Raw genomic sequence first — 25,524 nt, 5'->3', positions numbered from 1 at the left:
GGAGCACTTTGATGGCAGGTTCTGCAGCTCACGAAGCCCACGACGCTCACAAGCCGACAGGCTGGACGCGTTGGGTTTATTCGACCAACCACAAGGATATCGGTACGCTGTATCTGATCTTCGCGATCGTGGCCGGTCTCATTGGCGGTTCTCTTTCGATCGCCATGCGCGCCGAGCTGCAACAGCCCGGCATCCAGATTTTCCATGGCCTTGCGTCCATGGTCTATGGCTATGAAGGCGACGCCGCCATCGATGGCGCCAAGCAGATGTATAACGTCTTCTCGACGGCGCACGGCCTTATCATGATCTTCTTCATGGTCATGCCGGCGCTCATCGGCGGCTTTGCCAACTGGATGGTGCCGATCATGATCGGTGCGCCGGACATGGCGTTCCCGCGCATGAACAACATTTCGTTCTGGCTGCTCCCGCCAGCGCTCCTGCTCCTCATCCTGTCGATGTTCGTTCCGGGTCCTGCCGGTGGCTACGGCACCGGTGGCGGCTGGACGATCTATCCGCCCTATTCGACCACGGGCCAGCCCGGGCCGGCGATGGATTTCGCGATCCTTTCGCTGCATATCGCCGGTGCGTCCTCGATCCTCGGTGCGATCAATTTCATCACCACGATCTTTAACATGCGCGCTCCGGGCATGACGTTGCACAAGATGCCGCTCTTTGCCTGGTCGGTGCTGATTACCGCCTTCCTGCTGCTCCTGGCTCTGCCGGTTCTGGCTGGCGGCATCACCATGCTTCTGACCGACCGCAATTTCGGCACGACCTTCTTCTCGCCTGAAGGCGGCGGCGATCCGCTGCTGTTCCAGCATCTGTTCTGGTTCTTCGGTCATCCGGAAGTTTACATCATGATCCTGCCGGCCTTCGGCATCATCAGCCACATTGTCTCGACCTTCTCGAAGAAGCCTATCTTCGGCTACCTCGGCATGGCCTACGCAATGGTTGCCATCGGCGTCGTCGGCTTCATCGTCTGGGCGCACCACATGTACACCGTGGGTCTCTCGCTCGAGACCCAGCGTTACTTCGTCTTCGCGACGATGGTCATCGCCGTGCCGACGGGCGTGAAGATCTTCTCGTGGATCGCAACGATGTGGGGCGGCTCGATCGAATTCAAGCCGCCGATGATCTGGGCGATCGGGTTCATCTTCCTCTTCACCATTGGCGGCGTGACGGGCGTCCAGCTCGCCAATGCCGGTCTCGACCGCGCCATGCACGACACCTACTACGTGATCGCACACTTCCACTACGTGCTTTCGCTCGGCGCCGTGTTCGGTATCTTCGCCGGCTGGTACTACTGGTTCCCGAAGATGACGGGCTATATGTACAACCACGCGATCGCCAACACGCACTTCTGGGTGATGTTCATCGGCGTGAACCTCGTGTTCTTCCCGCAGCACTTCCTCGGCCTTGCCGGCATGCCGCGCCGCTACATCGACTATCCGGTCGCCTTTGCCGGCTGGAACGAAGTATCGTCGATCGGTTCGTACATTTCCGGTGTTGCCGTGCTGATCTTCCTCTTCGGTGTCTTCGAGGCTTTTGCCAAGAAGCGTGAGGCAGGGGCAAACCCATGGGGCGTCGGTGCGACCACGCTGGAATGGCAGCTTTCTTCGCCGCCGCCGTTCCATCAGTGGGAACAGCTCCCGCGTATCAAGTAAGACAATGGCTGTCCGGACCATTCATGGTAGTGGTCCGGATGGCCCTGACGACAATCTATCGGACTGCAGCAAGAACGAACAAATGGCATTGGTTGAGAAAAACGCGAGCATGGATACGAGCATCGGCCTTTCGGAGGCCAGTGCGTCGGATTATGTCGTGCTGCTCAAGCCGCGGGTTATGTCGCTCGTGGTCTTCACCGCGCTTGTCGGCTTGCTGGCGGCGCCGGGACATATCAATCCGGTCCTTGCGGGCATAGCCATTCTTTGTATCGCCGTCGGGGCAGGCGCCTCGGGCGCGCTCAACATGTGGTACGACGCCGATATCGATGCCGTGATGAAGCGCACGGCCAAGCGGCCGATTCCCGCCGGGCGTATCAGCCGCCAGGAAGTGCTGACCTTCGGCCTGTTGCTCTCGGCGTTTTCGGTCGTCACGCTCGGCCTTTTCATCAATGTGCTTTCGGCACTCCTGCTGGCCTTTACGATATTCTTCTATGCGGTCGTCTATACGATGTGGCTGAAGCGTTCGACGCCGCAGAACATCGTTATCGGCGGCGCCGCCGGTTCATTCCCGCCCATGATCGGCTGGGCTTGCGTTACCAATTCGGTGAGCATGGAAAGCATCGTGCTGTTCATGATCATCTTTTTGTGGACGCCGCCGCATTTCTGGGCGCTGTCGCTGTTCATGTCGGACGACTATGAAAAAGCGAAGATCCCGATGATGCCGAATGTGATGGGTCCGGCATCGACCAAGTTCCAGATTTTTCTCTATACGCTCCTCGTTGCGCCCGTTGCGGTTCTGCCATGGATCATGGGCTTCGCCGGCCCGGCCTACGGCCTTTTCGCCGCGGCCATGGGCGTCGCTTTCATCGTCTATGCCTGGCGGGTATGGCGGGCGCCGGTGGGCAAGGACATGATCAAGCCGGCAAAGAAGATGTTCGCCTTCTCCATCCTCTATCTCTTCGGAATCTATGCTGTCCTTCTCGGCGAAATTCTCGTGCGCAAAGCACTACTATTGGCAGGCCTGATATGAGCAACGATCGCGTGACCCTAACCGACAAGCAGAAGAAGGCGCAGCGCAGCCGTTCTATCGCACTTGCGCTGGCGCTCGCTGCTTTTGTCATCATCGTCTATGTCGGCACCTGGGCGAAGCTCGGCGCCAACATCCTGATCCGGCCGATGTAATGAGTGGTTCAATGTCTGAGGAAACCGTAAAGAGCGCAGATGCGCCAACCGGGCGGAAGCGGAAGGTTTCGGATCGCACGATCGCGATTTCGTGCCTTGCTTTCTTCTTCGGCATGGTTGGCATGGCCTTTGCGGCGGTTCCGCTCTACGCGATGTTCTGCCAGGTGACCGGATATGGCGGGACGACGCAACGAGTCGAACAGATGTCCGACACGATTCTCGACAAGACGATCACGGTCCGCTTCGATGCGAACACCTCCGGCGCCCTGCCGTGGAAATTTGAGCCCGTGCAGCGCGAAGTCACGATGAAGATCGGTGAGACTTCGTTGATCAAGTACGAGGCAAAGAGCATCGCGGACAAGCCGACGGCCGGACGCGCGGCTTTCAACGTTACGCCGCAGGCCGCCGGCGCCTATTTCAACAAGGTCGAGTGCTTCTGCTTCACCGATACGGTGCTCAAGCCTGGCGAAGACCTTGAAATGCCGGTCGTCTTCTTCGTCGATCCGGACATTGTCAACGCGCCCGAACTGAAGGGCGTCAATACCATCACCCTGTCCTACACGTTCTTCCCCATCGCAATGCCGGCCCCGCTTGCCGCCAATACCGATGTCAAGAAAGAGAACGGGTCAGGACAGCTTTGAACTTGCGCCGGCTCTCGCCGGTGTCTTACAGATGAACAGAAATTGCGGGGGTTAGAATGGCCGAAGCACACCAGAAACATCACGACTACCACATCATCGATCCAAGTCCGTGGCCGTTCCTCGGATCGGTCGGTGCCTTCGTCCTGGCCCTCGGCGGTATCGCATTCATGCGCTACCACGCCGGCGGTGAACTCGTGCTGTTCAGGGCCAACCTGACGAGCCCATGGATTTTCCTCATCGGTCTCGTGATCATCCTTTACACGATGTACGGCTGGTGGTCGGATACGATCAAGGAGAGCAAGCAGGGCCATCATACCCGCGTTGTCCAACTGCACCTGCGCTACGGCATGATCATGTTCATCGCCTCGGAGGTGATGTTCTTCGTTGCCTGGTTCTGGGCCTTCTTCGACGCAAGCCTATTCCCGGGCGAGGTCGAGCAGGTCGCCCGTACCGCCTTTACCGGTGGCATCTGGCCGCCCAAGGGCATCGAGGTGATCGATCCGCTGCATCTGCCGCTCTACAACACGATCATCCTGCTGCTTTCGGGAACCACCGTTACCTGGGCGCACCATGCGCTCATCCACAATGACCGCAAGGGCCTCATCACGGGCCTCACCCTGACGGTTCTGCTCGGCATGCTCTTCACCTTCGTGCAGGCCTACGAATATGTGCACGCACCGTTCGCCTTCAAGGATTCGATTTACGGCGCGACCTTCTTCATGGCGACCGGCTTCCATGGTTTCCACGTCATCATCGGCACGATCTTCCTGGCGGTCTGCCTGTTGCGCTCGATCCGCGGCGACTTCACCCCGCAGAAGCATTTCGGCTTCGAAGCTGCAGCCTGGTACTGGCACTTCGTTGACGTCGTCTGGCTGTTCCTCTTCTTCTCCATCTATGTATGGGCCGGTTGGGGCGCACCGATGGCCGTCGAATAAGCGGCATCTGTCGAGACATGAAGGGGCGGGCATGGCGACATGGCCCGCCCTTTTCTTTGGGATGTGCTTCAACTTGGCTTCTGGACAGATCAACCAAACGGCGTCACTAATCGCCGTGGCCTTAATCTGGACGCTTGTGCCGATCACAACGCCAACTGAAACAATCCTTCGAGCGCAGATTTCAATGAACGAAGACACAGCCCTTTACCCGCCGACCGATCCGATCGTGGCTGGCATCAAGGCCAAATGCCCGCGTTGCGGCCAGGGCAAATTGTTCGATGGATTTGTAAAGCCCGCTCCGCGATGCACCAATTGCGGTCTCGATTATTCATTCATCGATACGGGCGAGGGGCCGGCCGTCCTGGTCATGCTGCTGATCGGCTTCATCGTGGTTGGCCTTGCCCTGTGGATGGAGGTCAATATCGACCCGCCGCTCTGGGTCCATTTCATCCTGTGGATACCGCTAGCACTCGTGCTTTGTCTCGCCACGCTTCGCTGGATGAAGGGCATTCTCATCGCCCTCCAGTACAAGCACAAGGCCGCCGAGGGACGGCTCGACCGCCCGACCGCTCATGAGTAAGACATACGTAGCGGCGGACCGCCCAAGATTTCCCTGGATCACGCTTATCCTTGGCGCAGTGCTCTTCGCAATTCTCGTGGCGCTCGGCACGTGGCAGGTCGAACGGCTCTACTGGAAGGAAGGTCTCCTTGCGGAGATCGAAGCGCGGACCCATGCCGCACCAGTTCCGCTCGCCGAAATCGAAAAGGTTTGGAACGAAGGTCAGGATGTCGATTACCGCACCGTCAAGGTTGCCGGCCGGCTGCTGAACGACAAGGAGCGGCATTTCTTCGCGACCTATGAGGGTTATTCCGGCTTTTACGTTTATACGCCGCTGCTGCTTGATGACGGCCGCACGGTTTTCGTCAATCGCGGCTTCGTGCCCTACGACCGGAAGGAACCGGCAACGCGCCCAGCGGGCGAGGTCGAGGGTCGGGTGACGATAACCGGCCTTGCCCGCAACCCGCTGGATGCCAAGCCGTCCTCGCTTGTTCCGGACAATGATCTTTCCGCCAATATCTACTACTGGAAAGACCTCGCGACGATGGCCTCGCAGTCGGGGATCGGCAAGGAAAAGCTCGTGCCCTTCTTCATCGACGCCGACAAGACGCCCAACCCGGGTGGTGCGCCGGTCGGCGGGGTCACGATCATCGATCTGCCCAACAGCCACTTGCAATATGCCGTCACCTGGTATGGCCTTGCGGCAACCCTGGTCGTAATTTTGGCAATCTCGCTGCGGCGACGCTATAAACTCCCAGCGGAAAACAAGACGGCTGTCGATGGAGCATCGTCTTCCGACTTGACTTCCCGCTGATTGCCGCCCAAGTCCAAGTAGCATTTCAACCGGTTCCGCGAGACGATAAAGATGCCTGAGAAGAGACCGCTGACAATCCGCCTTTGCGGACCGCGCGGATTTTGCGCCGGGGTGGACAGGGCGATCCAGATCGTGGTTCTGGCTCTAAAAAAATACGGCGCACCGGTCTATGTGCGCCACGAAATCGTGCACAACCGCTATGTGGTCGAGGGCCTGCAGGCCCGGGGCGCCGTATTCGTCGAGGAACTCGACGAAATCCCAGCGGAACATCGCGACCAGCCCGTGGTCTTTTCCGCCCACGGCGTGCCTAAATCTGTTCCCGCGGATGCGCAGAACAAGAACCTCTTTTATCTCGACGCCACCTGTCCACTGGTCTCCAAGGTGCACAAGCAGGCGATGCGGCATCAGCGCCTCGGCCGGCACGTGATCCTGGTCGGTCACTCCGGCCATCCGGAGGTTATCGGAACGATGGGCCAACTGCCGGAAGGCGCCGTTACGCTGATCGAAACGATCGAGGACGCCGAGGCTTACATGCCCGTCGATCCGGACAATCTCGGCTTCGTGACGCAGACAACGCTGTCGGTGGACGACACCGCCGGAATTATTGCTACCCTGCAGCAGCGTTTTCCAGCCTTGATGGCACCGGCCGCCGAATCCATCTGCTATGCAACCACCAACCGCCAGGACGCGGTGAAAGCGGCGGCGCCGGGATGCGACCTCTTCCTCGTTGTCGGCGCGCCGAATTCATCCAATTCGAAGCGGCTCGTCGAAGTCGCGGAGCGTTCGGGCGCAAGCCACTCGATGCTGGTGCAACGCGCCTCGGACATCGAGTGGGACCAGGTTGGCGACATATCCGTGGTCGGACTTTCCGCCGGCGCCTCGGCTCCTGAAATCATCGTCGACGAAATCATTCAATTCTTTTCGGAACGCTACACCGTGTCCATCGAACTTGCTGAAACGACCATCGAGACCGAAAACTTCCACGTCATGCGCGATCTGCGTGACGTGGAACTGACAAGCCTCGACATGGCCTTCGTCAACGGAAGCCGCTGATCATGGCCGTCTACACCGACATCAACGAAATCGACCTGGCGCATTTTCTCAAGGACTATGAGATCGGCGAGCTGCTCTCCTATAAGGGCATTGCCGAAGGTGTCGAGAATTCGAACTATCTCCTGCACACAAGTGCAGGCTCGTTCATTCTGACGCTTTACGAGAAGCGGGTGAACAGCCACGACCTGCCGTTCTTTCTCGGTCTCATGCGCCATCTCGCGGGCAAGGGGATCAGTTGTCCATTGCCCGTGAACCAGAAATCCGGTTCAAGCATTGGCGAGCTTGCCGGCCGCCCCGCCGCGATCGTTACCTTCCTTGAAGGCATGTGGATGCGCCGCCCGACGGTGCAGCATTGCTTCGCGCTTGGCGAGGCGCTAGCGCGGATGCACATTGCGGGAGAGGATTTCCCCATGCGGCGGAAGAACGCGCTCTCGGTCGAAGGCTGGCGGCCGCTCTGGGAGAATTCCAGGGCAGGAGCGGATGGAGTGGAACCCGGCCTTGCCAGCGAAACCGAAGCCGATCTCGCGTTCTTCGAGGCGAACTGGCCATCGCACCTTCCGCACGGCGTCATCCACGCCGACCTTTTTCCGGATAATGTCTTTTTTCTCGGCAACAAGCTTTCCGGCCTCATCGACTTCTATTTCGCCTGCACCGACCTTCTCGCCTACGACGTCGCGGTGTGTCTCAACGCGTGGTGCTTCGAAAAGGACAATGCGTTCAACCTCACCAAGGGTACTGCGCTGCTGCGCGGCTATAATTCCATCCGGCCGCTTTCGGCCGACGAGGCGGCAAGCCTGCCGATTCTTGCGCGTGGCTCGGCCCTGCGCTTCATGCTGACCCGCCTCTATGACTGGCTGAACACGCCCGAGGGCAGCCTCGTCGTCAAGAAGGACCCGATGGAGTATCTGCGCCGCATGCGGTTTCATCGTCAGATCAAGTCCGCCGAGGAATACGGGCTGGTCCTCGAAGGACAACGCGCATGAAGGATATCGAAGCGTTCACCGACGGCGCTTGTTCCGGCAATCCTGGCCCGGGTGGCTGGGGCGCTGTCCTGCGCTGGAATGGCAACGAAAAAGAACTTTCCGGCGGCGAGGCCGACACAACCAACAACCGCATGGAACTCATGGCGGCGATTGCGGCGCTGAGCGCGCTGAAGGAACCTTGCCACGTCGATCTCTATACGGACTCAGTCTATGTGCGCGACGGTATTTCAGGCTGGATCGAAGGCTGGAAGCGCAATGGCTGGAAGACGGCGGCCAAGAAGCCGGTAAAGAACGCCGAGCTTTGGCAGCAGCTTGATGAGGCGCGCAAGCGACACAAGGTCGTGTGGCATTGGGTAAAGGGGCACGCCGGCCACCCGGAAAACGAGCGCGCCGATGAACTGGCGCGGGCGGGCATGGCTCCGTTCAAGCGCAAGCCGGTGGTCCAAGGAGGCGAGGGCCGGTAAAGCCCTCGCAGCCGTAAGATCAGAGCTGCCCGAGCAGGGTTGCAGCGCTCGATGTAACGGCCTGTCCAGGCGCTTCCTCGATGTTGAGTTCCTTGACGACGCCGTCCTCGACGAGCATGGAATAGCGCTTCGAGCGCACGCCCATATTGCCGGCGGCAAGATCGATATCGAGGCCGACGGCCTTGGTGAAGGTCGCATTTCCATCCGACAGATACTGGATCTTGCCTTCGCCGTTGGTCGCTTTGGCCCAGGCGCCCATGACGTGCGGATCGTTCACGGCGACGACGACGATGCTATCGACGCCCTTCGCGAGAATAGCGTCGCGGTTTTCGAGATAACCGGGGAGGTGGTTCATGCTGCATGTGGGCGTGAAGGCACCTGGAACGGCAAAGAGAACGACCTTCTTGCCCTTGAACAGGCTGTCGGAGCGTACTTCGCTGACGCCCTCATCGGTCTTGGTCTTGAATGTGGCATCGGGCAAACGTTCGCCTACCTTGATAGTCATGAATCGCTCCTCTTGAGATTGCGCAAAGGCCTATCGCAGATAGGGTGCGGATGGTGAAAAGTCGAGCTATTCCTTGAAGGGAATTGTTCCGGATACCGACTTGTCGCCCTGCACCAGCGTATAGTAGAGGAGGCCAGGCTTTGCCTGTGCGCCCGAAACGAGCGGCACGGCAAAGACGGCGCTTTTGTCGTCGCGGCTCTTCAATTTCGACATGCCGAAATTGGCCCCGCCTTCCGCAGCCACGAATAAATCGATCTCTTCGCTGCCCGCCGCAAGATCAGCCGTGAAATCAAGATGGTCATTGTCGCGCGTGACGGCTCGAACGCCGAATTCCGCCGATGCTGGTGCCGGCAATTGATCAAATGCGGTCGATATCTGCGCTTTGGTCAGCGGGTCGCTCGGCGTACCGTCGATGGCAATATCGAACTCGGCCGTGACGGGAATGCAGATTGTTTCGCATATGCCGAGGAAGGCGTGCCCCTTGAGATGGGCCGGCTTGGCTGGGTCTTCCAGCGTCAGCGTGAACGGGAGTGACACGGGCTTCTTGTACCCGGCCCACTGCGTGCCTCCATCGGCGAAACGGTGCGGCGTCGGGAAGGCAAGCGCATAGGCTTTGATGTTGCTGCTCGCGGTGAGATCGAGTTCCGGGGGCACGCCTGCGTCACCCGGTTCCTTCCAATAGGTTTTCCAGCCCGGATCGAGATTGATCTGGATGGCGCCGCGGACCTCCGGGGTACCGACCGCAGGATTGTCGACGATGACGCGGACCTTGCCGCCGGGCGTGCTGGTCCAGTCTGAACTGGCAGCGGCTGCCGGAAGAGCGAAGAGCAATGAGGCAACGAGGTAAAGGAATTTTGTTTTCATGGCGGCGACAATTACAATGCTTTTCGTTGCGATCAAGGAGATGAGGGGATTTGCCCATCATATCTGTGTGACGAAGTCGTGTTCAGCCAAACTTTTCTTCCCGGTAACCGCTGTCGTTTACAATTCGTTACCATTGGGCGTTGTCATTTATAGAATCCTTGGTACCCTTATTCTTATGGGAAACTTGAGAGACGCGACCAACGAAGCCGGTTTTCTGAATGGACAATTCCTTCTCGCCATGCCGGGGATGGAAGACAGCCGTTTTGCGCGCTCGGTTATCTACATCTGCGCCCACTCGGAAAATGGCGCGATGGGTCTCATCATCAATCGCGCCCAAGAAATGGAATTTGCGGAAATTTTGGTGCAGCTTGGCGTGCTCGATGAGCAGCAAGTCATCATGATGCCGGACAGAACGCGCGATTTCCTCGTCCGCAACGGCGGGCCCGTCGAAGTGCGCCGCGGCTTCGTCCTCCATTCCGACGACTATCTTACGGATTCCACAATGCCCGTTGCCGAGGAACTCTGCTTGACGGGAACGGTCGACATCCTGCGCGCCATCTCAGGCGGACGTGGTCCCCGCAAGGCATTGATGACCTTGGGTTATTCGGGATGGGCCTCCGGCCAGCTCGAAAACGAGATCGCCAATAATGGCTGGCTTACTTGCCAGGCGCCGCACGATCTGCTCTTCGATCCGAACATTGACAGCACCTATGATCGGCTGCTCGCCTATATGGGTATCGATCCGTCGCGCCTCGCCACGGTCGCCGGCCACGCCTAAATTAACCTATCGGTTTTGACATTTTTTCTGTCGCGCTGCAACGCGATACAGCAAGGGATTCAACCCTGCATTTCTTGTTAGGAATCCAAATCCAAGCAATCAATGAAAGCGAGAGCCAAGTAGCAGCATCAAGCCAGCTGGTGCATCGGGACAATGGGCCTCCCGACCGTGGCAACGGCCTTGCTCTCAAACTCGGAGAATAGGCATGTGGTTTTTGCCACTGACTATTACCTTTGAAATCAAAAGAACCCGGACGGGCTGGCAAGTCTGCATCCGGGTTCGATTGATTACCTAAGGTAAAGGTGGGGCGGGCGAAAGCTCGCCCCACGCTCCAGTTACGAATAATAGCAGTCTATTCGCCAATTCCAAGCCCGCTTTTAGTCTTACGACGCAGCCTTCGACTGCTGGAACTGTTCGCGCAGAAGCTTGGTGGCGACGTCGAGCGTCAAAGGCGGGCTGAACATGAAGCTCTGCGCATATTCGCAGCCCATCTGGCGCAATTGCAGCGCATCGCTTTCATTTTCGATACCTTCCGACACGACGGCAAGACCGAGGTCATGCGCCATGCTGATCATCGAGCGCAGCAACGTCACCTTTTGCGGCTGATCGGCCTTGAGGAACGAACGGTCGATCTTGATCATATCGAACGGGAATGACGTGAGATAGGAAAGCGAAGAATAGCCGGTGCCGAAATCATCGAGCGAGACGCCGACGCCCATTGCCTTGATGCTGGAAAGCACATAGCCGGAGCGCTCCGGATTTTCCATCATCAGAGATTCTGTGAGCTCGAGCTTCAGGCTGCTTGGCTCGATCTGCGTCTGCAGCAGGACCGAGCGGACGTCATCGATGAGATCCTGGCGGATCAACTGGCTGCTCGAAATATTGACCGAGACGAAGAGCGGTGTCGCACCGAGGGTGCGGCGCCAATTGACGAGATCTTCGGCAGCTTTTTGCATCGCAAAGAGGCCGAGCTGGACGATGAGGCCGGAACTTTCCGCGACGGGAATGAACTCTGACGGCGGGATCGATCCGCGGCGCGGATGATCCCAGCGCATGAGCGCTTCAAAGCCGGCTATGCTGTTGTCATCGAGGCGCACGATCGGCTGATAGGCCATATGGATTTCACGTCGTTCCAGCGCGCGCCGCAGGTCCGATTCAAGCTGAAGGCGATCGCTTCCGACCGCGCGGAAGGCCGGACGGAAGGGCTCGATGCGGTCGCCGCCAAAGCGTTTCGCCTGGTACATCGCCAGCTCGGCATCCTTCACGAGATCCTCCGGCGAGGCGGCGCTGCCGCTCGTCCATGTGATCAGGCCGAGCGATGCGGTAAGAACAATCTCGCGCTTGGCAAAGGCGATGGGCGCGCGGATCGCCTGCTTCACCGCATCGGCGAAGGCGGCAATCTTGGCGGGCTCGCTTTCCGATACGAGGATCAGGCCGAACTGGTCTGCAGAGAGGCGGCTCAGCGTATCCTGTGGGCGTAGCAGGCGGTGCAGGCGGCGCGATATGGTCAGCAGGAAGGTGTCGCCGGCAGAGAGGCCGAGGCCGTCATTTACCTGCTTGAAGCGATCGATGTCGATGATGAACACCGTCGGGCGAATTTTGCTTTCCGTTTGCGCCATGGTGATCACCGAGCCGAGGCGATCCAGGAAAAGTTCGCGGTTGGGAAGGCCGGTCAGATTATCGTGGACGGCATCGTGGAGCAGCCGCTCCTCCGCCTTCTTCTGTTCGGTAACGTCAATCAGGGTGCCGACGCAGCGTACGATCTCACCATCCGAACCGATGACCGGGCGCGCCTTCAAGGAATACCAGTAGTAATGACCGTCGTTGGCGCGCAGGCGGAAGGTCTGGGAGATGCGACCGCGACGGTTCTCGAGAATGACGTCGAGCGTAGTCCGGAAACGGTCGCGGTCGTCGGAATGCAGCATCGGCAGCCAATTGCGCACGGCCCCGTGCAAGGAACTTGCCGACGCTCCGAGGAAATTGGTCAGGTCAGGCGTCGTGACAACGCGGTCGCGCGGCACGTCCCAATCCCAGACGATATCGCCCGAACCGATGATGGCGAGCGCCTGCCGCTCGACATCGGAGAAGAGCCCCTGCTGCAACGCGCCTCCGGAAAAAGCGTGCTGCATGACCGTAAAGCCGATCAGGAGCACGATGAGGACGAGGCCGCCTGCGAGGGCGGGCTGGATGATGTCGTTGGCAAGAATGCCGGCAACGGTAAGCCAGCTGCCCATCAGCCAGACCAGGAGCAGGATCCACGTCGGGATGAGCATGATCGCCCGGTCATAGCTCCGGAACGAGAAGAATCCGATCAGGATTGTGCCGGCTATGATGGTCAGCGCAAAGGAAAAGCGGGCGATGCCGGCTGCAATCGGCGGGTCGAAGATCGCGACGCCGGAGACGATGCCGAGACCGAGAATCCAGGTCAGCGCGCCATAGCTGAAATTATCGTGCCAGCGATTGAGGTTGAGATAGGTGAAAAGGAAGATCACGAGCGTCGCGGCCAGCGCTACTTCGGTGCCCGCCCGCCACATTTGTTCGTTGCCCGGCGCGATTTCGATGAGCTTGCTCCAGAAGCCGAAATCGACGCAGATATAGGCAAGAACCGCCCAGGCGAGGGCTGCCGTCGCCGGGAACAGCGAGGTACCCTTGACGACGAAAAGGATCGTCAGGAACAGCGCGAGCAAGCCGGCAATACCAAGCAGAATGCCGCGGTAGAGCGTATAGGAATTGACCGTATCCTTATAGGCATTCGGCTCCCACACATAAACCTGTGGCAGGTTGGGAGAAGCAAGCTCCGCGACAAGGGTGATAACCGAACCCGGGTTGAGCGTGATCAGGAAAATATCCGCGTCGTCGCTTGCCTGCCGGTCGAGGGCGAAGCCTTCGCTGGGGGTAATCGACGTGATGCGTGTCGAACCGAGGTCGGGCCAGATGAAGCGCGATCCGACAAGACGGAAATGCGGCGCGACGATCAGCCGGTCGATCTGTTCGTCGGTCGGATTGGCGAGCGAAAAGGCCGCCCAGTCGCCGGTCGAACGCTTGTCGTTTGCCTGCACCTCGATACGCCGAACGATGCCGTCCGTACCGGGTGCCGTTGAAATCTGGAACGTCTCGCCCTGGTTCCGATAGACCTCAACGGCCTTCGACAGGTCGAGCGCCGTGCTTTCCTTGGTGATCTTGATTGTTTCGAAGGCATTGGCGGCGGTATGGGCCGCGAGCAGCATGAATATGAGGACCAGAGCCCGCGATAAGCCTTTCAGCATCTGTCGTCCCAACAAAGCCACCGATACTTTTTCATTTGCCAGCCCTTGCATCATCCTCAATCAGCGCGAAGAGAAGATGATCTTGCCACATTCCGTTTATCTTTAGGTAAGAACGGAGCAGTCCTTCTCTCTGAAATCCGGCTTTTTCGAGAAGGCGGATCGATCTTTCATTGCTTGGAATACAGGCAGCTTCCAGGCGGTGCAACCTCACCTTGGTGAAAGCATAGGGGATGAGCAGGCTCAATGCTTCGTGCATGAACCCCTGTCCGGCGAAGGGTGCGCCGATCCAGTAGCCGATCATGCCATTCTGGCCGACACCGCGGCGGATGTTGCCAAGTGTGATGCCGCCGAGCAAGCGCTGGTCGGTATTGCGGAAGAGAAAGAACGGATGGGCCGTGCCTGCCGCCGCCTCGTCGTCATAATGGCGAATGCGATGGCGGAATGCGCCGCGCTCCAGATCATCGACCGCCCAGAGCGGCTCCCATGGCGCGAGAAATTCGCGGCTTTCGGCGCGCAGCGATGCCCAGGCGCGATAGTCGGAAAGCGTCGGCGGACGCAGGTAAATGCGCTTGCCCTGCAAGGGCGGGGCCACGCTTTTGAGAAAGGGCAGGGCGATCATTGCCGCTCCGGATCGCCGTCAGACCGCTATCTTTCTCGGGCTCGACGCTGGGGCAGTCAGTCCATGACGGATATCGGCGAACTTCATCAAGGAACCGATCGGGCCGACCGCAGCGACTGTAGGCGTCGTGTCGAGGAACAGGCGTCCGGCAAGGTCGGTCAAACGTTCAACAGTGATCTTCGAGAGACGCTCGACCAGTTCGTCGGTCGATATCGGATTGCCGTAGAGAAGCATCTGGCGTGCGATCTGTCCGGCGCGGCTTGCTGCGCTTTCATGCGACATCAGCAGGCTCGCCCGATATTGCGCCCGTGCCCGGTTCAATTCCTCCTGGCTGATATTGCGGGCAGCAGCGTGCAGCTCGTCTATGATCACGGGTACGAGCTTTTTCAAATGATTGCGCCCGGTTGCAGCATGGACCCCGAAAACGCCGGTCTCGGAGAACCCCCAATGGAACGCATAGACCGAGTAGCACAGGCCCCGCTTTTCCCGCACTTCCTGGAAGAGGCGCGAAGACATGCCGCCACCGAGGATCATCGCCAAAAGCTGCGAGGCATAGAAATCGCGCACATGATAGGCGCGGCCCTCAAAACCGATCACCACCTGGGCGTCCATCAATTCGCGCTGTTCGCGGAAATCGCCGCCGACATAGTGGGAGATTTCGGGTTCCGGGGCCGTCGATTTCGGCCGGAACGAACCGAGGCGCTTTTCGACCTCTCGGACGAATTCGTCGTGCTTGACGCCGCCGGTGGCGACGACGACCATGCGCTCGGCGCTGTATTGCTCGTCCATATAGCGGCGAAGGTCGGCCGACGAGAAGGATTGGACGGTCTCCGGCGTGCCAAGGATGGTACGTCCAATGGTCTGGTTCTGAAAGGCCGCTTCGGTGAAGCGATCGAAAACCACATCGTCGGGCGTATCGTGCGCAGCACCGATCTCCTGCATGACGACGTTCTTTTCGCGCTCGAGTTCCTCGGCGTCGAACTTCGAACTCGTCATGATGTCGGCGAGAATGTCGATCGCGAGCGGCATGTCATCGCGCAGGACGCGAGAATAATACGAAGTGGTCTCGACGCTGGTCGCGGCATTGATTTCACCGCCCACATCCTCGATATCGGCGGCGATCTTCCAGGCGGAGCGGTTCTCGGTGCCCTTGAAGGCCATGTGTTCGAGAAGATGGGCTATACCGTGCTGGTTGCTTGCCTCGTTCCGTGACCCTGCCTTGACCCAAATGCCAAGGGCTACGCTCTCCACATGCGGCATTGTTTCTGTCGCAATCGTCAAACCGTTGGAGAGGCGACTGATTTCAACGCCCATGCAATGCTCCTTACTTTGCCGCTCTTGAATGCCGGCTCACATACTCTTCCACATTTTTAAGGTCGTTGGGAAGTACCGTGTACTGTTCTTTTCGTTGCATGAGATCACCCAGCCAGAGTGGCAGGTCTGGATGGACACCGCTTGCCTCCTTCACGGCATCCGGGAACTTGGCCGGATGAGCCGTGGCAAGGACAACGCTTGGCGCCGTCGACCGCAGAACTTCGCGTGCTACCTTCAGGCCGATGGCCGAATGCGGATCGAGCAGATAGCCGGACTGCTTCAGGACGCTCGCGATAACCCCGGTTGTCTCCGCCTTGCTGGAGCGGCCGGCATCGAATTCGGAGCGGATGAAGCCGAGTGCCTTTTCGGCGATCGAGAAGCTTCCGGATTGTTTGAGGCCGTCCATGAGGCGCCGCACCGAGGCCGCGTCACGGCCGTGCGCTTCAAAGAGCAAGCGTTCGAAGTTCGACGAAACCTGGATGTCCATCGATGGCGAGGTCGTATGTACCACGCCACGCGTTTCGTAATTGCCGGTCTCCAGCGTCCGGGCAAGTATATCGTTGTCGTTGGTGGCAATGGCGAGGCGTTCGATCGGAAGTCCCATGCGCTTTGCAACGTAACCTGCAAAAATATCACCGAAATTGCCGGTTGGCACAGTGAACGAAACTGGGCGGTCGGGAGCGCCGAGGCTGAGCGCCGCCGTGAAGTAATAGACGATCTGCGGCATGATCCGCGCCCAGTTGATCGAATTGACACCGGAGAGCGAGAGCGCGTCGCGAAAGTTGAGATCGTTGAACATGCCTTTGACGAGCGATTGGCAATCGTCGAAATTGCCATCGATGGCGAGCGCATGAACATTGGACGCTGCTGACGTCGTCATTTGCCGCTGCTGCACGGGCGAGACGCGGTTGTGCGGAAACAGAATGAAGATGTCGGTCCGGTCGCGGTTGGCAAAGGCCTCGATAGCCGCACCGCCCGTGTCGCCGGACGTTGCGCCGACGATGGTCGCCCGCTCGCCCCGCCTGGCAAGACTGTAATCCATCAGCCGCGCCAGAAGCTGCATCGCCACATCCTTGAATGCGAGCGTCGGACCATGGAAAAGCTCGAGCACGAACTCATTATGTCCGGTCTGGACCAAAGGGCAGACCGCCTCATGGCGGAAGGTGGCGTAGGCTTCGTGTACCATCGCCTCGAAATCGGCCTGGTCGATATCGCCGGCAATGAATGGCGTCAGCACGTAAATCGCGATCTCGGCGTAGGTCTTGCCCCGCAGCGAACGGATCTCGTCTGCAGAAAATTGTGGAAATTCCTGGGGCAGATAGAGCCCGCCATCGCGCGCAAGGCCGGCGAGAAGGGCATCGGAAAATCCTAAAACCGGCGCTTCGCCGCGTGTACTAACGTATTTCATCTCAAATATCCCTTGCCTTTGGATGCACGCGCCGCCTTGGCAAAAAGCTTGCGCAGCCCCGTCGCATTCTCATCGAACCGTTGATATAGAACACGTTCGTTCGTCAAGGTTCGTTCTACGAGGAAAGTTCAGTTCATGAAGTCAGAAACACAAAAAACTCTGCCCTTCTATCAACTTTGCGCCCCAATTTGTGCATTGGTCTTTGCTGCGGGTCTTGCGGCCTGTTCGACGAGCGGCGGGACCGTGGACACGAACTCCCCGAAGGCCCAGGCCACCGCCGAGGCCGACAAGCGCCTCACCGCCTCGCAACTGCGCGCCTTCTGCCCACCCGTCACGATCCGCGAGGGAACCTCGGTCATCAACAATTACGGGAAGACCGCCGACAAGAACCCGGCGAACCTGATTTATCAGGCATCCATGTCGGACGAAACCCGCTCTTGCAATTCGGACGACACGACGATGACCATGACTGTCGCCGTTTCGGGCAAGATCGTTCCCGGGGCGAAGTTCACGCCCGGTACGGTAACGGTGCCAATCCGTGTTGCCGTCATCCAGGGCTCCGATGTTGTCTACTCCAAGCTGAGCAGGCAGGCGGTTGCGGTCAACGACAGTGGCGCGGCCACCCAGTTCATCTTCAACGATCCGAACGTGAGCTTCCCCAAGCCGGCGAGCCGCAACGTTCAGGTGTTTGTCGGCTTCGACGAAGGTCCGGACGATAGCGCCAAGGCAAAAACAAAGAAAAAGAACTAGATCGTCAACAAAGACGGCCGGTGGAAATACCGGCCGTCTTCTTTTTGACTGAGGCTGGATCAAACGGCTTCCGACCACACCGACATGGCTTCGATCACGGCCGGCAGATCGCGGTGGCGGCTGATGACTGTTTCAGCACCGGCATCCGTCAATTTGTCTGCATGACCCGGATAGGTGTGGGCGCCGCCGGTAAAGCCGATAACCCGCATGCCCGCTGCCCGGGCCGCGTGAACCCCATGTGTCGAGTCTTCGATGACGATCGCCCGCGCTGGATCTACGTTGAAATGCCGCGCCGCAAAGAGATAGACATCCGGCGCCGGCTTCGGCTTCTGCGATCCGACCTCACGCGCCGAAAAGATGTGCGGGGCAAACAGATCGTAGAGCGTGCTCTGCTCCAGCATCATCTTGAGCGAGGAACTGATAGAGTTCGAGGCGATGCATTTCGGATATTTCAGCGCGGCAACGACCTGCTCGACGCCATCGATGACGTTGAGCTCGTTGCGCAGCTTATAATCCATCTGCTTGGCGGATTCTTCGATCAACTGCGCGGAAATTGGAATTCCTGCTTCCTTCTCGACCTGAAGCAGGATGTCGGTCCAGGTCAGGCCGGCAAAGCGCTCGGCAATGTCTTCGGGTTCGATCGGATAGCCTGCATCGGTCAGGAGCTTGGACTCGACCTGTGCGGCAAGGAATTCGGAATCGACGAGCACGCCATCGCAGTCGAAAATAATGAGCTGTGGTTCCATTAAATCATACCTGTTCGTGAAAATAGCGCTGCCATCGTGCAGCATTTCGGTCGCTTGGGGGATTTACCGGCATCGACTACACGCTAATTGGCCGGGCGTCAAAGAAAAGCGGGGCTGTGGCGATGAGGGCGGCGCTGAACTTACCCCCGCCATCCCGCCCCGAAAGGTTGGGGCGCTGTGCACCACGAACAGTTTCCCGCATAACGCCGGCTCTTAACGCGAAATTTACCGCGTCCGGTAACCATGAGGCTCTGTAATGCGTCCCCAGTAGTCGAGTACCCCATGTCCGTTGTTCGTCTCGTGAATGAACTGCCCCAGGCAGCGCCGCAATCCTCCTGGCTCGATACAATTTTAAAGGGTGACTGCGTGGCCGCCCTCAATCGGCTGCCGGATCATTCCGTCGATATCATCTTCGCCGACCCGCCCTACAATTTGCAGCTCGATGGTGACCTGCATCGGCCCGACCAGTCGAAGGTCGATGCGGTCGATGACCACTGGGACCAGTTCGAAAGCTTTCAGGCCTATGATGCCTTCACCCGTGCCTGGCTGCTGGCGTGCCGACGCGTTCTCAAGCCCAACGGCACGATCTGGGTCATCGGGTCCTATCACAATATTTTCCGCGTCGGCTCGATGATGCAGGATCTGGGCTTCTGGATGCTCAACGACATCATCTGGCGCAAGAACAATCCCATGCCGAACTTTCGCGGCCGCCGCTTCCAGAATGCGCATGAGACCATGATCTGGGCATCGCGCGACCAGAAGTCCAAGGGCTACACATTTAACTATGAGGCGATGAAGGCTGCCAATGACGACCTGCAGATGCGGTCGGACTGGCTCTTTCCCATTTGCACCGGTGCGGAGCGTCTGAAAGATGAGAATGGCGACAAGATCCACCCAACGCAGAAGCCAGAAGCCCTGCTTGCCCGCATTCTCATGGCATCGTCAAAACCCGGCGACGTCATTCTCGATCCCTTCTTCGGTTCGGGAACCACGGGCGCGGTGGCAAAGCGCCTCGGGCGACATTTCGTCGGCATCGAGCGCGAGCAGAAATATATCGATGCTGCGACGGCTCGCATCGCTGCCGTGGAGCCGCTGGCTGGGGCTGAACTCACGGTCATGACCGGCAAGCGCGCCGAGCCGCGCGTCGCCTTTGGCAGTATCGTCGAGTCCGGCCTGTTGAAACCCGGCGCCATCCTCAGCGATGCGCGGCGCCGTCACGCGGCCATCATCAGGGCCGACGGCACGGTCACGGCAGGTGGCGATGCGGGCTCCATCCACCGGATGGGCGCAAAGGCGCAAGGCCTCGATGCCTGCAACGGCTGGACTTTCTGGCACTATGAAGATGCAGGCGTTCTCAAGCCGATCGACGAGTTACGCAAGCAGGTGCGAAGCGGCATGACGACAGCCGGAGGCTGACGTTCCGATCGGACGCGGACCTCCAGTGCCGTTCTGATCCGAAACGCTCAGGCTTCTGCCTGAGCGTTTCGTCTTTGGCGGTCAGACGCGAATGCCGAGATTATTGAGATCTACCTTCAGCGCCTCTGGACCGGTGAATTGCACGGACTGCCAGCCAGCCTCCTGTGCCCCCGCGACGTTCCTGGCGCTGTCGTCGATGAACAGTGTTGCAGCTGGATCAAGGTTGAAGGCCGCGACATGGTGATCGTAGATGGCCTTGTCCGGCTTGATCAGCCCGATATCGCCTGAAACGGTTACGCCGCGGCTCTCGGTCAAGAAGGGAAAGCGTTCCCAGGCCTCGCGTAACGTGTCAGACGCGAAATTGGTCAACATGGTGACGTCATGACCGTCGGCGATGAGCTGGCGCAGGATCGTGACGCTGCCATCGATCGAATGAGTGATCATCATGTGCCAGTTCTTGCGAAAGGAGCGGATATGATCTTCCCGGTCGGGAAAGTCCGCAATCAGCAGCGCCTCGGCATCGGCCCATTTGCGGCCACGGTCCTGTTCGATGTTCCATTCATGCGTGCAGATATTGTCAAAGAACCATTTCCGCTCGGCGGCGTCCGGAATGAGTTCCCGAAAAGCGGCATCGGGCTCGTAGTGGATGAGAACCTGGCCAATGTCGAAAACGATATGCTTGACGGGTATCATACGTCCTTACCTCTTTTTGCAAAAGCGTGGGGGATGGCTGCTGCAATGACTTTTTTCATGATCGTAGGCAACGCCTCGGCTGAAAGTTTTTCGATTTTTACCCACCAACCGTCAAGGTTTTGCATTGCAGGGATATTGCCTGCCTTGAAGACGGCAAGCCGCAACTCGAAATGCGTGAAAATGTGCGTGATGTTGCCGGCAGCAATCCAGTCGGCCGCAAATGGCGCGCTGGCGATATCCGTCGCGCCGTCCTGCCGCGCTGTCCAGGCTGTGGTGGGCACCTCGGCCATCCCGCCAAGCAAACCGGTTTCGGTGCGGCTGCGCAGCAAAACTTCGTTGTTCGCAGAGACGGCAACAAACGCCGCCCCAAGGCGGATCGGCCTTTCCTTCTTGGCCGCCTTGACGGGATAAAGTTCCGGATCGCTCGTTTGCAGCGCTTCGCAGCCCTCTTTCACGGGGCAGACAAAACAGGCCGGCCGCTTCGGCGTGCAAATTGTCGCACCGAGATCCATCATGGCCTGCGCGAAATCGCCGGGACGTTCGTCAGGGGTGAGCGCCTGCATGCGGGCGCGGATTTCAGACTTGGCGGCGGGAAGAGGGGTGTCGATTGCGTAAAGGCGGCTGATAACACGCTCCACATTGCCATCGACGACCGCGACAGGCCTGTTGAACGCGATCGACGCAATCGCCGCGGCTGTATAGTCGCCGATCCCCGGCAATGACTTCAACCCGTTGATATCAGAAGGGAACGATCCGCCGTGATCGGCGCACACGGCATCGGCGCACTTCTTCAGATTGCGCGCCCGCGAATAGTAGCCAAGCCCCGCCCAAGCGCGCAGCACTGCATCCTGACTGGCAGCGGCAAGGTCCTTCACGGTCGGCCACTTTTCGACAAAGGCGTTGAAATAGGGCTTCACGGCCTCGACCGTCGTCTGCTGCAACATGATCTCGGACAGCCAGATGCGGTAGGGATCCACAGCTTTCCCGGCCTTCTGCTCGCGCGGCGAAATGCGCCATGGTAGAATCCGGTGGTGAGAATCATACCAATCGAGCAGGTTGGCGGTTATTGGTTGCATCAATCTCAAACTGCGCTACACGGGGCCAACGGTTCATACAGAACCGCTGCGAGTACAAGAACAAAAATATTCGGAATCATGAATGTTTCCAGATCAGTTGACCAAGCCCTTGATGTTCCCCGCCAGGGGGCATTTTATTGGAATCGATCGCAATAATCGCATTTTCACATTTCTCTTCGCGCTTTTCCCGGGCCTTTTGGCAAGTGGGACGTCAGTTACGCTCGTCCTTGCCTTCATATGGGCAGTTATCTCGCTGGCGTTCAAGCGCTTCCCCTTCAAACTGACACCGACTGAAAAACGCGTCGCCTGGTGCGTCACTTTCTATATCGTCGTTACGGTCGTCTCGGTCGTCCTCCATCCCAATGCGAAAGCCGGCCTCACCTACATTCTGAAAATGATCCCGTTCCTCGCCGTTTGGGCGGTACTTCCGCGGCTTCATGCCGGCGTTTCCGGCCGCCTCGTACCCTTCCTGATCACCGGCGCGGGCATCGGCATGATCGGAGCACTCGCCTACAGCCTCGTCCAGATAGCTTTCTTTGCCACGCGCGCTGAAGCCGGCGCCGGCAATGCTGCGGTCTTTGGCCTGTTTGCTGTGCTCTTCGGCAGTATCGCGCTACTCAACGCCCACTCAAATAGCAAGACTGAGCGTGTGATTGCGATCCTGGGCTTTGCCTGCGGAATGGCTTGCGCTTTTCTTTCGGGGACGAGATCGGCCTGGCTGGTCATGCCGGTACACTTTGCGATCCTCTATTGGTATTTGCGCGGCCAGTCGTTGCCGTCGCTGACCAATGCGGCGAAGGTCGTGGGAACCGTCCTGATCGTGGCGGTCATTTCCGTCGCGTCGATCAAGGTAACCGAGCGCTACCATGCGCTCGAAAGCGATATCACTCACCTTGACCAGCCGCAGGAGAACATCAACTCGCTGAAGGCCCGTCTTATGCTCTGGTCGGCCGGCGCGCAGGTATTCCTGCAGTCGCCGCTTCTCGGCGAGGGTCCGCAGAACAGAATGTCCTCGGTCAACGCGGTGTTGAATCTGCCGCCTGAAAAGCAGATGACCTTTACCCATGTTCACAACGGACTTTTGAACGCTGCGGTTGATGGCGGCATTCTCGGCGTCCTCGGTGTTCTGGCCCTCCTTGCTACCCCTATCATCGGTGCGCGCCAAAAGGAGCCGGGGCCGGGCCGCGATCTTGCGACGGCAATCGCGTTGCTCTTGCTATCGAGCTACATCATAACCGGCATGTTGGGGATCATGTTCGGCCACGACGCCACCGACGCGGTGTTTATCTATGTGACCATCTTGATCTGCTGGATGCCGGGCAATGCACCATTTCTTTCGATCCCCCAGGTTGCCCAACACGCCGAGGCTGACGTTGCGGCGCTGGGTGCAAGGGCATGAACTTGGGCAGGTCGCAAAGGGAAACGGGAGAACGATGAAGGCCATTGTCACAGGAGCCGCAGGCTTTATCGGCTTTCACGTTGCAAGAAGGCTCGCAACGGAAGGCGTCGAGATTGTCGCGATCGACAATGTCAATGACTACTATCCGGTAGCGCTCAAGGAAACGCGGCTTTCGGCCCTTGATGGACATGCCGGCATCCGCTTCGTGCGTGCCAACATTGCCAATGCCGGCGAACTCGCCGCTGCGATCGGCGAGGACACCGATGCCGATGTCGTCATTCACCTGGCCGCCCAGGCGGGGGTTCGCTATTCGGTCGAAAATCCCGCTGCCTATGTCGACGCGAACGTCCATGGCCAGGTCACGGTCTTCGAACAGGCATTGCGGATGAAAAAGCGACCGCCCATCGTCTATGCGAGTTCGTCTTCGGTCTACGGGACCAACAGCAAAGTGCCGTTTTCCGAGAGCGATCCTGTCGATAATCCGGTATCCGTCTATGCGGCGACCAAACGTTCCGGCGAGCTCCTGGCCCATTCTTACCGGCATGTGCACAAGATTGCGTCCACCGGACTGCGTTTCTTCACCGTTTACGGCCCCTACGGCCGCCCTGACATGGCGCCTTGGTTGTTTACGGATGCGATCCTCAAAGGGGAGCCGATAAAGGTTTACAATCACGGCAAGATGGAACGGGATTTCACCTTCATCGACGATATCGTCAATGGCGTCCTTGGCGCAATGAACCGCATCCTGACCAATCCGGAAGCAACGGCCCCGGTCTATAATCTCGGCAACAACAAGCCCGTCGCCCTGATGCGCTTTATCGAGATTATCGAAAAGGCATGCGGCCGTGAGGCGACCAAGGAATTTGCGCCCATGCCGCCCGCCGATGTGCCGCGCACCTACGCCGATACCGACCTTGCCGCACGCGATCTCGGTTTTTCGCCCTCGACTTCCTTGGAAGAAGGCATACCTTTGTTCGTAGAGTGGTTCCGCGGCTACAATGGCCGCTGACATGATGGCGATGATCCGATGAACGATAGCCAACAGCGGAAAGGATTCCGGCCCTTGGCCGATCCCGCCGCCGGCATCCTCGATCCTGTGTTGCGCAAACGGGCCGGGATCACGATCGAACTCGTCCAGGCGTGGGACGAAGTCGTCGGCTCGAGTCTTGGCGGATTGTCCCGCCCGCTGAAACTCATCTGGCCCCGGCGCGCCCGCGAGGATGATCCGTTCCAACCGGCCACCTTGGTCATTGCTTGCCAGGGATTCACCGCGATGCGCGTTCAGCATGAGACCGGCGAAATCATTAGCCGTGTCAACGCCTTCCTGGGCTTTGCTGCGGTCGGGCGCATCAAGATCGAGCAAAAGCCGGTCGCGCTGCCCGTCGTGAAAAAGCGTTCCTTGCCGCCCGTCGACGCAGAGACCTCACGCAAGATCAGCCATGCCGTCGAGCCTATCGAGCATGACGGATTGCGCGAGGCACTCGAGCGGCTTGGAAACAGCATCCATGCGGAGCGTAAGGGGCGCTGAGCTGCCACCAACGGACCTTGATCCTTCACGAAAAATTCAAAGACAGAACGCTGTCTCTGCCTTAAAGAGACTGCCATGGGGCTCTAACGAGTCAGTAGACAGATCAAACACCGGAGACAGGTGAACTTATGACTGAATTCTTCACCCGCAGAAACGTACTGGCGCTCGCCGCCGCCTCGACGGCCGCAATTGCTCTTGCATCCGGCCAGGCATGGGCCCAGGAAGCAGCAAAACCTGCGGATGGGACGGCGCCGGTGAAAGCCCCAGAACCGGCGGGCAAGATCGACGAAGCCAAGCTGATGGCGCCAGGCACCTTGAAGGACATCGTCATGGGCAAGGCCGAGGCGCCTGTCACCATCGTCGAATATGCGTCGATGACTTGCCCGCACTGCGCGCATTTCGCCACGACGACCCTGCCGACTATCAAGGAAAAATACATCGACACCGGCAAGGCGAAGCTCATCCTTCGCGAATTCCCGTTCGATCCGCGTGCTGCAGCCGCCTTCATGCTTGCCCGGTGCGCGCCGGAAGATCGCTATTATCCGATGGTCGAAATCCTCTTCGCACAGCAGGAACAGTGGGCGGGCGCAGCAAATGCAGAAGAACCTTTGCTGCAAATCTCCAAATTGGCCGGTTTTACACAGGAGTCGTTCAAGGCTTGCTTGACGAACCAAAAACTTCTGGATGATGTGAATGCTGCGCGTGAGCGCGGAGCCAATGAATTCGGAGTAAATGCAACTCCGACTTTCTTTATCAATGGCTCGAAATACTCGGGAGCCCTTTCGGTTGACGAAATGTCGGCGATCATCGACGGCCTGCTCTAGTACCTCCGGTTCAGTTTTCGGCGGGTGCTTCGGTGCGCCCGCC

Annotated in this window: 26 protein-coding genes; 17 read left to right on the top strand and 9 right to left on the bottom strand. The window is 58.8% G+C overall.

Going from position 1 to position 25,524, the window contains the following annotated elements; translation table 11 throughout:
• Window positions 1-11 precede the first annotated feature (11 nt).
• The 10 genes from ctaD to rnhA all read left to right on the top strand — a co-directional run bounded on the left by ctaD (window position 12) and on the right by rnhA (window position 8,295).
• The gene (gene ctaD, locus BM074_RS02080; protein WP_027230075.1) at window positions 12-1,664 is read left to right on the top strand and encodes a cytochrome c oxidase subunit I; all 1,653 of its coding nucleotides are present in this window, start codon (window positions 12-14) and stop codon (window positions 1,662-1,664) included.
• 82 nt (window positions 1,665-1,746) lie between these two features.
• Window positions 1,747-2,694, top strand: a complete 948-nt coding sequence (locus BM074_RS02075; protein WP_091921377.1) for a heme o synthase — start codon at window positions 1,747-1,749, stop codon at window positions 2,692-2,694.
• Window positions 2,691-2,846, top strand: coding sequence for a hypothetical protein (locus BM074_RS22920; protein ID WP_027230073.1), 156 nt, complete (start codon window positions 2,691-2,693; stop codon window positions 2,844-2,846). Before BM074_RS02075 ends, BM074_RS22920 begins: the two co-directional genes overlap by 4 nt.
• An 11-nt stretch (window positions 2,847-2,857) precedes the next feature.
• Window positions 2,858-3,487, top strand: a complete 630-nt coding sequence (locus tag BM074_RS02065; RefSeq protein ID WP_228018977.1) for a cytochrome c oxidase assembly protein — start codon at window positions 2,858-2,860, stop codon at window positions 3,485-3,487.
• 56 nt (window positions 3,488-3,543) lie between these two features.
• Complete coding sequence (locus BM074_RS02060; RefSeq protein WP_027230071.1) at window positions 3,544-4,422, top strand: cytochrome c oxidase subunit 3; 879 nt, start codon at window positions 3,544-3,546, stop codon at window positions 4,420-4,422.
• Between the two features lie 184 nt (window positions 4,423-4,606).
• Window positions 4,607-5,002: a DUF983 domain-containing protein gene (locus tag BM074_RS02055; protein WP_027230070.1), complete on the top strand. Its 396-nt coding sequence runs from the start codon at window positions 4,607-4,609 to the stop codon at window positions 5,000-5,002.
• Entirely contained in the window at window positions 4,995-5,795 is an 801-nt protein-coding gene (locus BM074_RS02050; protein WP_091919434.1) for an SURF1 family protein, read from the top strand. Before BM074_RS02055 ends, BM074_RS02050 begins: the two co-directional genes overlap by 8 nt.
• Before the next feature lie 51 nt (window positions 5,796-5,846).
• Window positions 5,847-6,848 carry a 4-hydroxy-3-methylbut-2-enyl diphosphate reductase gene (gene ispH, locus BM074_RS02045; RefSeq protein ID WP_091919432.1) on the top strand — a complete coding sequence of 334 codons (1,002 nt, stop codon included), beginning with the start codon at window positions 5,847-5,849 and terminating at the stop codon, window positions 6,846-6,848.
• Between the two features lie 2 nt (window positions 6,849-6,850).
• Window positions 6,851-7,831 carry a homoserine kinase gene (locus tag BM074_RS02040; protein ID WP_091919431.1) on the top strand — a complete coding sequence of 327 codons (981 nt, stop codon included), beginning with the start codon at window positions 6,851-6,853 and terminating at the stop codon, window positions 7,829-7,831.
• Window positions 7,828-8,295, top strand: coding sequence for a ribonuclease HI (gene rnhA / locus BM074_RS02035; RefSeq protein ID WP_027230067.1), 468 nt, complete (start codon window positions 7,828-7,830; stop codon window positions 8,293-8,295). The genes BM074_RS02040 and rnhA overlap by 4 nt, the downstream gene beginning before the upstream one ends.
• 19 nt (window positions 8,296-8,314) lie before the next feature.
• Here the strand turns inward: rnhA and BM074_RS02030 are convergent, their stop codons facing one another.
• Window positions 8,315-8,800, bottom strand: a complete 486-nt coding sequence (locus BM074_RS02030; RefSeq protein WP_027230066.1) for a peroxiredoxin — start codon at window positions 8,798-8,800, stop codon at window positions 8,315-8,317.
• Window positions 8,801-8,866: 66 nt separating this feature from the next.
• Complete coding sequence (locus tag BM074_RS02025; RefSeq protein ID WP_091919429.1) at window positions 8,867-9,664, bottom strand: protein-disulfide reductase DsbD domain-containing protein; 798 nt, start codon at window positions 9,662-9,664, stop codon at window positions 8,867-8,869.
• A 175-nt stretch (window positions 9,665-9,839) separates the two neighbouring features.
• Between BM074_RS02025 and BM074_RS02020 the strand changes: the two genes are divergently transcribed.
• Window positions 9,840-10,442: a YqgE/AlgH family protein gene (locus BM074_RS02020; protein WP_027230064.1), complete on the top strand. Its 603-nt coding sequence runs from the start codon at window positions 9,840-9,842 to the stop codon at window positions 10,440-10,442.
• A 383-nt stretch (window positions 10,443-10,825) separates the two neighbouring features.
• On the opposite strand, the gene BM074_RS02015 is transcribed toward BM074_RS02020, so the two are convergent.
• The 4 genes from BM074_RS02015 to thrC form a co-directional block, all read right to left on the bottom strand.
• On the bottom strand, window positions 10,826-13,669 hold the full coding sequence (locus BM074_RS02015; RefSeq protein ID WP_244532762.1) for an EAL domain-containing protein: 2,844 nt from the start codon (window positions 13,667-13,669) through the stop codon (window positions 10,826-10,828).
• 70 nt (window positions 13,670-13,739) lie between these two features.
• Entirely contained in the window at window positions 13,740-14,327 is a 588-nt protein-coding gene (locus BM074_RS02010) for a GNAT family N-acetyltransferase (RefSeq protein WP_027230062.1), read from the bottom strand.
• A gap of 18 nt (window positions 14,328-14,345) precedes the next feature.
• Window positions 14,346-15,641, bottom strand: a complete 1,296-nt coding sequence (locus BM074_RS02005; RefSeq protein ID WP_027230061.1) for a M16 family metallopeptidase — start codon at window positions 15,639-15,641, stop codon at window positions 14,346-14,348.
• Between the two features lie 10 nt (window positions 15,642-15,651).
• Window positions 15,652-17,049 (bottom strand): threonine synthase, encoded by a 1,398-nt coding sequence (gene thrC / locus BM074_RS02000; protein ID WP_091919426.1) that lies wholly within the window; start codon window positions 17,047-17,049, stop codon window positions 15,652-15,654.
• Window positions 17,050-17,184: 135 nt separating this feature from the next.
• On the opposite strand from thrC, the gene BM074_RS01995 reads away from it, so the two are divergent.
• A complete protein-coding gene (locus tag BM074_RS01995) occupies window positions 17,185-17,799 on the top strand; it encodes a hypothetical protein (protein ID WP_091919425.1) in 615 nt (204 codons plus the stop codon).
• Window positions 17,800-17,858: 59 nt separating this feature from the next.
• On the opposite strand, the gene BM074_RS01990 is transcribed toward BM074_RS01995, so the two are convergent.
• Entirely contained in the window at window positions 17,859-18,545 is a 687-nt protein-coding gene (locus BM074_RS01990; protein ID WP_027230058.1) for an HAD family hydrolase, read from the bottom strand.
• Window positions 18,546-18,827: 282 nt separating this feature from the next.
• On the opposite strand from BM074_RS01990, the gene BM074_RS01985 reads away from it, so the two are divergent.
• Window positions 18,828-19,961, top strand: a complete 1,134-nt coding sequence (locus BM074_RS01985) for a site-specific DNA-methyltransferase (RefSeq protein WP_027230057.1) — start codon at window positions 18,828-18,830, stop codon at window positions 19,959-19,961.
• Window positions 19,962-20,042: 81 nt separating this feature from the next.
• On the opposite strand, the gene BM074_RS01980 is transcribed toward BM074_RS01985, so the two are convergent.
• Window positions 20,043-20,654, bottom strand: a complete 612-nt coding sequence (locus tag BM074_RS01980) for an HAD family hydrolase (RefSeq protein ID WP_091919423.1) — start codon at window positions 20,652-20,654, stop codon at window positions 20,043-20,045.
• Complete coding sequence (mutY, locus tag BM074_RS01975) at window positions 20,651-21,730, bottom strand: A/G-specific adenine glycosylase (protein ID WP_091919422.1); 1,080 nt, start codon at window positions 21,728-21,730, stop codon at window positions 20,651-20,653. Before mutY ends, BM074_RS01980 begins: the two co-directional genes overlap by 4 nt.
• 82 nt (window positions 21,731-21,812) lie before the next feature.
• Between mutY and BM074_RS01970 the strand changes: the two genes are divergently transcribed.
• The 4 genes from BM074_RS01970 (at window position 21,813) to BM074_RS01955 (ending at window position 25,481) form a co-directional block, all read left to right on the top strand.
• Complete coding sequence (locus BM074_RS01970) at window positions 21,813-23,129, top strand: O-antigen ligase family protein (protein ID WP_091919420.1); 1,317 nt, start codon at window positions 21,813-21,815, stop codon at window positions 23,127-23,129.
• Window positions 23,130-23,163: 34 nt separating this feature from the next.
• The gene (locus tag BM074_RS01965) at window positions 23,164-24,138 is read left to right on the top strand and encodes an SDR family NAD(P)-dependent oxidoreductase (RefSeq protein WP_091919419.1); all 975 of its coding nucleotides are present in this window, start codon (window positions 23,164-23,166) and stop codon (window positions 24,136-24,138) included.
• A gap of 18 nt (window positions 24,139-24,156) precedes the next feature.
• Window positions 24,157-24,657: a DUF721 domain-containing protein gene (locus BM074_RS01960; RefSeq protein WP_027230053.1), complete on the top strand. Its 501-nt coding sequence runs from the start codon at window positions 24,157-24,159 to the stop codon at window positions 24,655-24,657.
• A 128-nt stretch (window positions 24,658-24,785) separates the two neighbouring features.
• Window positions 24,786-25,481, top strand: coding sequence for a DsbA family protein (locus tag BM074_RS01955; protein ID WP_091919417.1), 696 nt, complete (start codon window positions 24,786-24,788; stop codon window positions 25,479-25,481).
• Window positions 25,482-25,524: the final 43 nt, after the last annotated feature.

Source organism: Phyllobacterium sp. CL33Tsu, assembly GCF_900113985.1.
Classification (GTDB): Bacteria; Pseudomonadota; Alphaproteobacteria; order Rhizobiales; family Rhizobiaceae; genus Phyllobacterium; species Phyllobacterium pellucidum.
This window is presented reverse-complemented; position numbering and strand designations above follow the sequence as displayed.

Coding starts and splice junctions, on each gene's coding strand:
- BM074_RS02005 (WP_027230061.1), bottom strand. CDS start 15,641: ATGGGCGTTGAAATCAGTCGCCTCTCCAACGGTTTGACGATTGCGACA.
- BM074_RS01970 (WP_091919420.1), top strand. CDS start 21,813: ATGTTTCCAGATCAGTTGACCAAGCCCTTGATGTTCCCCGCCAGGGGG.
- rnhA (WP_027230067.1), top strand. CDS start 7,828: ATGAAGGATATCGAAGCGTTCACCGACGGCGCTTGTTCCGGCAATCCT.
- BM074_RS01980 (WP_091919423.1), bottom strand. CDS start 20,654: ATGATACCCGTCAAGCATATCGTTTTCGACATTGGCCAGGTTCTCATC.
- BM074_RS02040 (WP_091919431.1), top strand. CDS start 6,851: ATGGCCGTCTACACCGACATCAACGAAATCGACCTGGCGCATTTTCTC.
- BM074_RS02060 (WP_027230071.1), top strand. CDS start 3,544: ATGGCCGAAGCACACCAGAAACATCACGACTACCACATCATCGATCCA.
- BM074_RS01990 (WP_027230058.1), bottom strand. CDS start 18,545: ATGGAACCACAGCTCATTATTTTCGACTGCGATGGCGTGCTCGTCGAT.
- BM074_RS02050 (WP_091919434.1), top strand. CDS start 4,995: ATGAGTAAGACATACGTAGCGGCGGACCGCCCAAGATTTCCCTGGATC.
- BM074_RS01965 (WP_091919419.1), top strand. CDS start 23,164: ATGAAGGCCATTGTCACAGGAGCCGCAGGCTTTATCGGCTTTCACGTT.
- BM074_RS02055 (WP_027230070.1), top strand. CDS start 4,607: ATGAACGAAGACACAGCCCTTTACCCGCCGACCGATCCGATCGTGGCT.
- BM074_RS02010 (WP_027230062.1), bottom strand. CDS start 14,327: ATGATCGCCCTGCCCTTTCTCAAAAGCGTGGCCCCGCCCTTGCAGGGC.
- BM074_RS01985 (WP_027230057.1), top strand. CDS start 18,828: ATGTCCGTTGTTCGTCTCGTGAATGAACTGCCCCAGGCAGCGCCGCAA.
- BM074_RS02075 (WP_091921377.1), top strand. CDS start 1,747: ATGGCATTGGTTGAGAAAAACGCGAGCATGGATACGAGCATCGGCCTT.
- BM074_RS02025 (WP_091919429.1), bottom strand. CDS start 9,664: ATGAAAACAAAATTCCTTTACCTCGTTGCCTCATTGCTCTTCGCTCTT.
- BM074_RS22920 (WP_027230073.1), top strand. CDS start 2,691: ATGAGCAACGATCGCGTGACCCTAACCGACAAGCAGAAGAAGGCGCAG.
- mutY (WP_091919422.1), bottom strand. CDS start 21,730: ATGCAACCAATAACCGCCAACCTGCTCGATTGGTATGATTCTCACCAC.
- BM074_RS02065 (WP_228018977.1), top strand. CDS start 2,858: ATGTCTGAGGAAACCGTAAAGAGCGCAGATGCGCCAACCGGGCGGAAG.
- BM074_RS01955 (WP_091919417.1), top strand. CDS start 24,786: ATGACTGAATTCTTCACCCGCAGAAACGTACTGGCGCTCGCCGCCGCC.
- ctaD (WP_027230075.1), top strand. CDS start 12: ATGGCAGGTTCTGCAGCTCACGAAGCCCACGACGCTCACAAGCCGACA.
- ispH (WP_091919432.1), top strand. CDS start 5,847: ATGCCTGAGAAGAGACCGCTGACAATCCGCCTTTGCGGACCGCGCGGA.
- BM074_RS02030 (WP_027230066.1), bottom strand. CDS start 8,800: ATGACTATCAAGGTAGGCGAACGTTTGCCCGATGCCACATTCAAGACC.
- thrC (WP_091919426.1), bottom strand. CDS start 17,049: ATGAAATACGTTAGTACACGCGGCGAAGCGCCGGTTTTAGGATTTTCC.
- BM074_RS01995 (WP_091919425.1), top strand. CDS start 17,185: ATGAAGTCAGAAACACAAAAAACTCTGCCCTTCTATCAACTTTGCGCC.
- BM074_RS02020 (WP_027230064.1), top strand. CDS start 9,840: ATGGGAAACTTGAGAGACGCGACCAACGAAGCCGGTTTTCTGAATGGA.
- BM074_RS02015 (WP_244532762.1), bottom strand. CDS start 13,669: ATGCTGCTCGCGGCCCATACCGCCGCCAATGCCTTCGAAACAATCAAG.
- BM074_RS01960 (WP_027230053.1), top strand. CDS start 24,157: ATGAACGATAGCCAACAGCGGAAAGGATTCCGGCCCTTGGCCGATCCC.